6 protein-coding genes and 1 pseudogene are annotated in these 8,937 nt (G+C 71.2%); 1 reads left to right on the plus strand and 6 read right to left on the minus strand.

Going from position 1 to position 8,937, the window contains the following annotated elements; all coding sequences use genetic code 11:
- Positions 1-430, plus strand: a pseudogene (locus tag VIB11_RS15875) (hypothetical protein); the annotation flags it as partial.
- Between the two features lie 187 nt (positions 431-617).
- Here the strand turns inward: VIB11_RS15875 and VIB11_RS15880 are convergent.
- The 6 genes from VIB11_RS15880 to VIB11_RS15905 all read right to left on the minus strand — a co-directional run.
- Entirely contained in the window at positions 618-1,646 is a 1,029-nt protein-coding gene (locus tag VIB11_RS15880; protein WP_332032480.1) for a hypothetical protein, read from the minus strand.
- A 184-nt stretch (positions 1,647-1,830) separates the two neighbouring features.
- Complete coding sequence (locus VIB11_RS15885) at positions 1,831-2,283, minus strand: SRPBCC family protein (protein WP_332032482.1); 453 nt, start codon at positions 2,281-2,283, stop codon at positions 1,831-1,833.
- A 113-nt stretch (positions 2,284-2,396) separates the two neighbouring features.
- Positions 2,397-5,177, minus strand: coding sequence for an aconitate hydratase (locus VIB11_RS15890; RefSeq protein ID WP_332032484.1), 2,781 nt, complete (start codon positions 5,175-5,177; stop codon positions 2,397-2,399).
- Between the two features lie 112 nt (positions 5,178-5,289).
- The gene (locus VIB11_RS15895) at positions 5,290-5,712 is read right to left on the minus strand and encodes a thioesterase family protein (RefSeq protein ID WP_332032486.1); all 423 of its coding nucleotides are present in this window, start codon (positions 5,710-5,712) and stop codon (positions 5,290-5,292) included.
- On the minus strand, positions 5,709-6,947 hold the full coding sequence (locus VIB11_RS15900; RefSeq protein WP_332032487.1) for a class I SAM-dependent RNA methyltransferase: 1,239 nt from the start codon (positions 6,945-6,947) through the stop codon (positions 5,709-5,711). Before VIB11_RS15900 ends, VIB11_RS15895 begins: the two co-directional genes overlap by 4 nt.
- On the minus strand, positions 6,944-8,937 hold a 1,994-nt coding region (locus tag VIB11_RS15905; protein ID WP_414695864.1), incomplete at its 5' end, for an APC family permease. The genes VIB11_RS15905 and VIB11_RS15900, both read right to left, overlap by 4 nt.

The following is an 8,937-nucleotide window of genomic DNA, read 5'->3' on the forward strand; positions in this document are numbered from 1 at the left end:
GTCCTCGGTCCCCGAGACCGCCACGTCACCGACCGTGACCGGCGCCGCCACCGGAGCCGTCACCTGGTTCCCACCAGCCGTGGAGTCCGACCCCTCGGTCGACCCGGACGAAGCCGCCGGAGCCGAACCGGAGCCCGACCCGGCCGCGGTACCACCGGACGTCGAGGCGTCCTCGGTCCCCGAGACCGCCACGTCACCGACCGTGACCGGCGCCGTCACCGGCGCGTTCACCTGGTTCCCGCCACCGGTCGAACCCGACCCCTCGGTCGACCCGGACGAAGCCGCCGGAGCCGACGAGCCCGACCCCGAACCCGCCGCGGTACCACCGGAGGTCGAGGAGTCCTCGGTCCCCGAGACCGCCACGTCACCGACCGTGACCGGCGCCGTCACCGGAGCCGTCACCTGGCTCCCTCCGAGGAGGCTGTCCTGACCGGACGTCTCCTCCGCGGAGGCCTGACCAGCGGCGAGCAGAACCCCGCCGCCACTGAGGAGGGCGATGAAGAGCCCTCTGCGCACGTATGCGTGCATGACCGTTCCTTTCCCGAGTTGGACCACCGCGGCCCGCGGTGGCGAGGTGCTGGTGCGCAGCGCAGGCCGGAGCCCGCGCCGATGCGCGCCTACTCGGGTCGGAAGCCGGGTGCCCGCGGGGGTGCGGGGTGCTCGGCGGCGGTCGCCGCGGTGCTCAGGGCAGCGGCGTGCGCGTCGAGGATCGTCTCGGTGCCGGGCTCGGCCGGGTTGTCGCCCGAGTGGCTGCCGTGCGCGCCTCCCGCAGCGCCCGGCACGACCCCATCGGGTGCACCGCCGGGCGCCCACGGTGCCGGCCCAGGACCGAGCGGGGCTGCGCCGCCACGGTCACCGACGGCGGCGGAGGCCCGCCCTGCCCCGGTGACGGATGACGCGGCTGCTGACCCGTCGATGGCCAGCCCAGTCGCCAACGCCGACGTTGTCGCAAGCGGCGGCACGATCTCAGGGTCCTGCGCAGCTGCCGCGGGAGCGGCCAGGTCGTCGATGGTGGAAGGCTGGTGCACGGGCTGCCCTGGCACCGGCACAGGTGCCTGCGGAAGCGGCTGGACCTGCCCCGGCACGTCGTCGAGCACGCTGGAGACGGTCCTGAGCAGGTCGCCTCCCACGGCCCCGGCACCCTCGAGCACGTCGGTCACCGCTCCGGCCGTGTCGACCGGGGTGACGACCGTGGAGGCCGCGGCGACCACGGCGTCGACGGTCGCGGCCGAGGTGCGCACGGTGGTCGCCGCGCGGCTCGCGGTGGCCTGGAGCACCGGCCCGACCGAGGGCGCCGACTCGCGCTGCGCGGGTGAGCCGGGAGCCTTCCCGACGCCGGGGGCGGACGTATCACGCGGAAGCGACTCCTGTTGTGCGACAGGCCTTTTCGTAGGTTTTGTCGATGGTGCGATCTGCTTGGCGGGCGAGGCGACCACGTCAGCGACCAGGGCGAGAGCGCCGGGGGCGGGGGTCGATGTCGCGTCGGCGAGGACCGACGCCGCAATGCCCGGCCCCGGTGCTGCCGGAGCCGGGCGCGCCTCGTCGGCGCGGACGTCGGTGGCAGCGAGCAGGAGCCACAGGAGGGTGAGACCGAGGGCACCGAGGCAGGCCCGAAGCAGACGCTGCACAGAAATGGTCCCGGTCATGGTGCCCACCCCTCCCCTCAAAGGTGTGTGCTGTCCCCCTACCACGTCCAACGACGCCGGTACGGCGCACGTTACGGCAGGATCGCCCGCATTGCGCGCTGTGTCCTGCGGTCGCGGCCGGTCGGCGCCTCCTGCGACTGCGTGCGGCACGCCGGCGAGACGAGAGACGGGGAGCGGGCGGCGCTCAGCCCTCGGCGGCCCGCTTCAGCCGGGCCAGGCCCTTCTCGAAGTCACGGCCGACCGCCTTGTCGAAGTAGAGCCGTCCGAGCAGTCCCATGACGGGGTTGCGGTCACCGCTCATGGTCCACGCCACGTCGGTGCCCGCGCCGGCGGGCGTGAACGAGAAGGCGATCAGGTTGTGGGCCTTGAACGGCTTGAGAAACCGCAGGTCGACGTCGATCTGCGTGGCGTCACTGCGCAGGATCTCCATGCTTCCCTCCCCCGCCTTGCGGTTGCCGGCCCACGCGTAGCGGGCGCCGACGCCGCTCTCGGCACCGCTGAAGGTCCGTCGCAGGTCGGGGTCGACGTCCTCCCACGGCGACCACTGCGTCCAGGAGTGGAAGTCGTCGACGAGCTCGTGCACCCGGGCGGGCGGGGCGTCGATGTGGGCGCGGCGGGTCAGCTCGAAGGAGGCCATGCCCGCACAGTACTGGCGGGCACCGACGGTGGAGACCCACCACGCCCCGGACAGGCGAGAGGGGTATGCCGCGTGGTGACCACGCGGCATACCCCTCTCGTGTCGTGCTGGCGTCAGCCGTTCACGAGGGAACGGAGGACGTACTGCAGGATGCCGCCGTTGCGGTAGTAGTCCGCCTCGCCGGGGGTGTCGATCCGCACGACCGCGTCGAAGTCGACGGTCTCGCCACCCTCCTTCTCGGCGACGACCTTGACCGTGCGGGGCGTCGTGCCGTCGTTGAGCGCGGTGACTCCGGTGATCGAGAAGGTCTCGGTGCCGTCGAGACCGAGCGAGTCGGCGGACTCGCCCTGCGGGAACTGCAGCGGCAGGACACCCATGCCGATGAGGTTGGAGCGGTGGATGCGCTCGTAGCTCTCGGCGATGACCGCCTTGACCCCCAGCAGGCGGGTGCCCTTGGCAGCCCAGTCGCGGGAGGAGCCGGAGCCATACTCCTTGCCGGCCAGGATGACCAGCGGCACGCCGGCCTCCTGGTAGGCGGCGGAGGCGTCGTAGATGGTCGTCTGCTCGCCACCGGCAAGGAAGTTGCGGGTGAAGCCGCCCTCGACGCCGTCGAGGAGCAGGTTCTTCAGGCGGATGTTCGCGAACGTGCCGCGGATCATCACCTCGTGGTTGCCGCGGCGCGAGCCGTAGGAGTTGAAGTCCTTGCGCTCGACGCCGTGCTCGGCCAGGTACTTCCCAGCCGGGCTGTCCGCCTTGATGGAGCCCGCCGGGCTGATGTGGTCGGTCGTGACCGAGTCTCCGAGCCTGGCGAGCACCCGCGCGCCGTCGACGTCCTCGACCGGGGTGGTCTCCATCTGCATGCCCTCGAAGTACGGGGGCTTGCGGACATAGGTGGACTCCGCGTCCCACTCGAAGGTGTTGCCCTCGGGCGTCGGCAGCGACTTCCAGCGCTCGTCGCCGGCGAACACGTCGGCGTAGTCGCCCTCGAACATCTCCTTGGTGATGCTCTCGGCGATGGTGCGCTCGACGTCCTCCGGCGTCGGCCAGAGGTCACGCAGGAAGACGTCGTTGCCGTCGGCGTCCCTGCCGAGCGCCTCGGTCTCGAAGTCGAAGTCCATCGTGCCCGCGAGCGCGTAGGCGATGACCAGCGGCGGCGAGGCCAGGTAGTTCATCTTCACGTCGGGGTTGATGCGGCCCTCGAAGTTGCGGTTGCCCGAGAGCACCGAGACCACCGCGAGGTCGTTGTCGTTGATGGCCTGGGAGATCTCGTCGTTCAGAGGCCCGGAGTTGCCGATGCACGTGGTGCAGCCGTAGCCGACCAGGTGGAAGCCGAGCTTCTCGAGGTAGGGCCACATACCGGCCTTCTCGTAGTAGTCGGAGACCACCTTCGAGCCCGGGGCCATCGAGGTCTTCACCCACGGCGCGACGGCCAGGCCCTTGTCGACGGCGTTCTTCGCGAGCATGGCCGCGGCCATCATCACCGACGGGTTCGAGGTGTTGGTGCAGCTGGTGATCGAGGCGATCGAGACGATGCCGTGGTCGATCTCGAACGTCGTCCCCTCGGCGGTGGTCACCGTGACCGGCTTGCGCGGGCGGTCGGTGCCGTTGCCCTCGTATGCCGGCTGGTCGCCACCGTTGACCAGGTCGCCGCTGCCGGCGGTCGGGTCGCTGGCCGGGAAGCTCGCGCCCTCGCCCGGGTCGCCCTCGTGGTGCGCGACGTAGGTCGGCAGCACCTTGCGGAAGGCCTCCTTGGCGTCGCTCAGGGCGATGCGGTCCTGCGGGCGCTTCGGACCGGCGATGGACGGCACGACCGTGGACAGGTCGAGCTCGAGGTACTCGGAGTAGCGCGCCTCCTGCGAGGCGTCGAGCCACATGCCCTGCTCCTTGGCGTAGGCCTCCACGAGGGCGACGGACTCCTCGGAGCGGCCGGTCAGGCGGAGGTACTCCAGGGTCACGTCGTCGATCGGGAAGATCGCGCACGTGGAGCCGAACTCCGGGCTCATGTTGCCGATGGTGGCGCGGTTCGCGAGCGGCACCTGGGCCACGCCCTCGCCGTAGAACTCGACGAACTTGCCGACGACGCCGTGCTTGCGCAGCAGCTCGGTGATGGTGAGCACGACGTCGGTGGCCGTGGCGCCCGAGGGGATCGCGCCGGAGAGCTTGAAGCCGACGACGCGCGGGATGAGCATCGACACCGGCTGACCGAGCATGGCTGCCTCGGCCTCGATGCCGCCGACGCCCCAGCCGAGCACGCCGAGGCCGTTGACCATCGTGGTGTGCGAGTCGGTGCCGACGCAGGTGTCGGGGTAGGCCACGCCGTCGCGGACCATGACGGTGCGGGCCAGGTGCTCGATGTTGACCTGGTGGACGATGCCGGTGCCCGGGGGGACGACCTTGAAGTCGTCGAACGCGGTCTGGCCCCACCGGAGGAACTGGTAGCGCTCGCGGTTGCGCTCGTACTCGATCTCGACGTTGCGCTCGAACGCGTCGGCCCGGCCGAACACGTCGATGATCACGGAGTGGTCGATGACCAGCTCGGCCGGCGACAGCGGGTTGATCTTGGCGGCGTCGCCACCCAGCTCAGCCACGGCCTCGCGCATGGTGGCCAGGTCGACCACGCAGGGAACGCCGGTGAAGTCCTGCATGATCACGCGCGCCGGCGTGAACTGGATCTCCGTGTCGGGCTCGGCGTTCTCGTCCCAGCTGCCGAGGGCGCGGATGTGGTCGGCCGTGATGTTCGCGCCGTCCTCGGTGCGCAGGAGGTTCTCGAGCAGCACCTTGAGGCTGTACGGCAGGGTCTGGCTCCCCTCGACCGCCGAGAGTCGGTACACCTCGTAGGAGTTCTCCCCCACGTCCAGCCTGCCGTGTGCATTGAAGCTGTTCGCGCTGGCCACAGCCTGCTCCTTCCACCGCTGAGTCTATTTATCTTGACATCAAGATATCTAACCACACCGACGCAGTCCACTGCTCGTCGACCCCGGCCTCTCCAGCGCGCGGGCCGCCGCGTCAGGGCGAGCCCTGCTGATCCTTCTCCAAAGCCGCCCGCAGGGAAAGGGGCAGGGTCCGCTTGACCCGGTCCGTGAGACCCACGGCCACGTAGGTCACGGTGAGGGCGGCGCACAGGAGCCCGTCACCGGCGCGGTGGATCTCGTGGCGCAGGGTGAACGAGGTCTCCCCCACCCTCACCGGGCGCACGACGATCTCGGCATGGTCGCCCGCCTCGAGACTGGCGAGCCACTCGATCTCCGCGTGCCGCACCAACGGCAGGGTGTCCTCGGCCCTGGACCAGTCGAGACCGTGGCCGCGCGCCGCCAGGTAGGCCATCCGCGCGTCGTCGCACCACGCGAGATACCACGCGTTGAACACGACCCCGGCCTGGTCGACCTCGTAGAAGTGCACCTCGACGGTGTGCCGGAACGGCTCGGTCATGCGGGCTCCTGTGGCTCGAGCACGGCGACGCACTCGACGTGGTGGGTCATCGGGAACGCGTCGAAGGCGCGCAGGGCGCGCAGCTGGTACCCACCCTCACGCAGGTATGCCGTGTCACGGGCGAGCGCCGCCGGGTCGCAGGCGACGTAGGCCACCGCCCGCGGGCTCAGCGCCGCCACCTGCTGGGCCACCACGCGGCCCGCCCCCGTGCGGGGCGGGTCGAGCACCACGAGGTCAGCGCGGATTCCCTGGCGCACCAACGGTTTCAGAACCTTGTCCACACGCCCGGGGCGCAGCTCCACCCAGGGACGGGAGGCGGTGTTGCGGCGAGCGCTGCGCATGGCCGGCCCCTCGCCCTCCACGGCCAGCACCGCGCCGGTCGGGCCGACCGCGTCTGCGAGAGCGGCGGCGAACAGCCCGACGCCGGCGTACAGGTCGACGGCTCGCTCCCCCTCCCGCGGCGCCAGGGCCTGCATCACCGCGGCCACGAACGTGCCCGCCGCGCCCGGGTGGACCTGCCAGAACCCGCGTGCCCCGACCTCGAACATGGACTCCCAGCCGCCCGCGCTCACCCGCTCAGTGACCCTCGGGGAGGCCGCCTCGCCGCTCGGCACCGGCACGACGACCGCGCCCGCCCCCTCGGGTGCGCTCGGAGCCACCACGTCGACCGCGGCCTCGCCGGGCCACCGTCGACCGAGGACTCCCGCCGCACGGACGGTGTCGTGGGCGATGAGGCAGTCGGCAACGGGCACGACCTCGTGGGAGCGGTGGCGGCGCAGGCCCGGGGTTCCGTCGGGGCTGACGGCGAACTCGACCCGGGTACGCCAGCCGAGGCCGTCCCGGTCGCCCGCCACGGGCTCGACCTCCACCTCGACGTCGAGCCCGGCCAGCCTCGCGAACTGTTCGCGGACCACCGCCGCCTTCAGGCGTCGCTGCTCCGGCAGCGCGACGTGCTGGAAGTCGCACCCGCCGCACAGCCCGGGCCCGGCATACGGACAGGGGGCCGGGACACGGTGAGCGCTCGGCGTGAGCACCTCCACCGCGTCGGCGCGGACGTAGCGCTGCCCCTCCCTGGCCTCGGTGACCCGCACGCGGACCCGCTCGCCGGGAAGGGTGTGCCGGACGAACACCACCCGGCCCTCGTGGCGGGCGACGCAGTGCCCGCCATGGGCCACCGCGCCCACTTCGACCTCGACCTCGTCGCCGACCGCGAGCTGGCGTGGCTCCGCGGTCATTCGCCGCGCCGGACCGAGCCGACGGCCGGCCCGTCGAAGCGAGCCTCCTGGCCCTCCGAGGACGCCAGCTGCCACGGGACGCTGGCCACCATGACCCCCGGGGTGAAGAGCAGCCTGCCCTTGAGCCGCAGCGCGCTCTGGTTGTGCAGGACCTGCTCGTACCACCGGCCGAGGACGTACTCGGGGATGTAGACCACGACGACGTCGCGCGGGTGCCCGCTGCGGAGCGACTTGACGTACTCGACCACCGGTCGGGTGATCTCGCGGAACGGCGAGTCGAGTGCCTTGAGCGGGACAGGGATGTCTCGGCGGTCCCACTCCTCCTGCAGGGCCTTGGTCTCGTCGGGCTCGACGTTGACCGTGATGGCCTCCAGCTTCGACGGCCGGGTGGCCCGGGCGTAGGCGAGCGCGCGCAGCGTCGGCTTGTGGATCTTGGAGACGAGCACGATCGCGTGCACCCGCGACGGCAGCAGCTGGTGGTCCGCGTCGTCGGCCTCCGAGAGCGTCAGCTCGTCGCGGACCCGGTCGTAGTGCTTGTGGATGCCGAGCATCAGGAAGTACAGGACCACCATCGCCGCGATGGCGTAGCCGGCACCGTGGATGAACTTGGTGGCGAGGACGACGATCAGGACGGTGCCCGACATCGTCGCCCCGACGGCGTTGATGACCCGGCTGCGGTGCATCCTGGCGCGCGCCTTCGGGTCGCGCTCGAGCCGCAGGTGGCGGTTCCAGTGCCGGATCATGCCGGTCTGGCTCAGCGTGAAGGAGACGAAGACACCGACGATGTAGAGCTGGATGAGCTTTGTGACCTCGGCGTCGTAGAGCACGATGAGGAAGACCGCGGCCCCGGCGAGGATCAGGATGCCGTTGGAGAACGCGAGCCGGTCACCGCGAGTGTGCAGCTGGCGCGGCAGCCAGCCGTCCTTGGCCAGGATCGAGCCGAGCACGGGGAAGCCGTTGAACGCCGTGTTCGCGGCCAGGATGAGGATGAACCCGGTCACGATCGAGACGACGAGGACGCCGAGCGGGAAGCCGTCGAAGACCGCGTGGGCCACCTGGCCCATGATCGTCTCCTGGACGTACCCCTCGACCTCCTGGCCGTTGAGGCGCAGCTGCTCGGCCGGATCCTCCGCGTACTTCACGCCGGTCCACCGCGCGAGGGTGACCATCGACAGCAGCATCGTGACGGCGATCAGGCCCATCAGCAGCAGCGTGGTCGCGGCGTTCCTGCTCTTGGGCTTCTGGAAGGCGGGCACGCCGTTCGAGATGGCCTCCACACCCGTGAGGGCGGCACAGCCGGAGGAGAACGCGCGCAGCATGAGGAAGCCCATGGCCAGCGTGGACATGGCTGCGTGCTCGGGGTCGGCAACCAGCTCGAAGCCGGCACTCTCCGCCGGCGGCAGCGTGCCGGTGGCCTGGCGGAACATGCCGACGGCCGCCATGCTGAGGACGCTGAACATGAAGAGGTAGGTCGGGATCGCGAAGGTGGTCCCGGACTCCCGGACTCCCCGCAGGTTCATCGCCGTCAGGAGCACCACCAGGCCGGTGGCCACCAGCGCCTCGTGGCCGCGGACGAACGGCAGGGCCGCCGCGGCGTTCTGGACGCCCGAGGAGATCGACACGGCCACGGTGAGGACGTAGTCGACGAGCAGCGCGCTGGCCACCGTGAGGCCGGCCCTGGGCCCGAGGTTCGTGGTCGCCACCTCGTAGTCCCCACCGCCTGAGGGGTAGGCATGGACGTTCTGCCGGTAGGACGCGACGACCACGAGCATGACGACGACGACCGCCACGGCGATCTGCCACGAGGCCGTGAGCGCCAGCGCCCCGCCCGCGAGCCCCAGCGTCAGGAAGATCTCGTCCGGGGCGTAGGCCACGGACGAGAGCGCGTCGCTCGCGAAGACCGGCAGCGCCAGCTTCTTCGGAAGGAGGGTCTCACCGAGCCGGTCGCTGCGCATGGCGCGACCGACGACAAGGCGTTTCAGGACGCGTC

The sequence above is a fragment of the Pedococcus sp. genome (assembly GCF_036554925.1).
GTDB lineage: Bacteria > Actinomycetota > Actinomycetes > Actinomycetales > Dermatophilaceae > Pedococcus_A.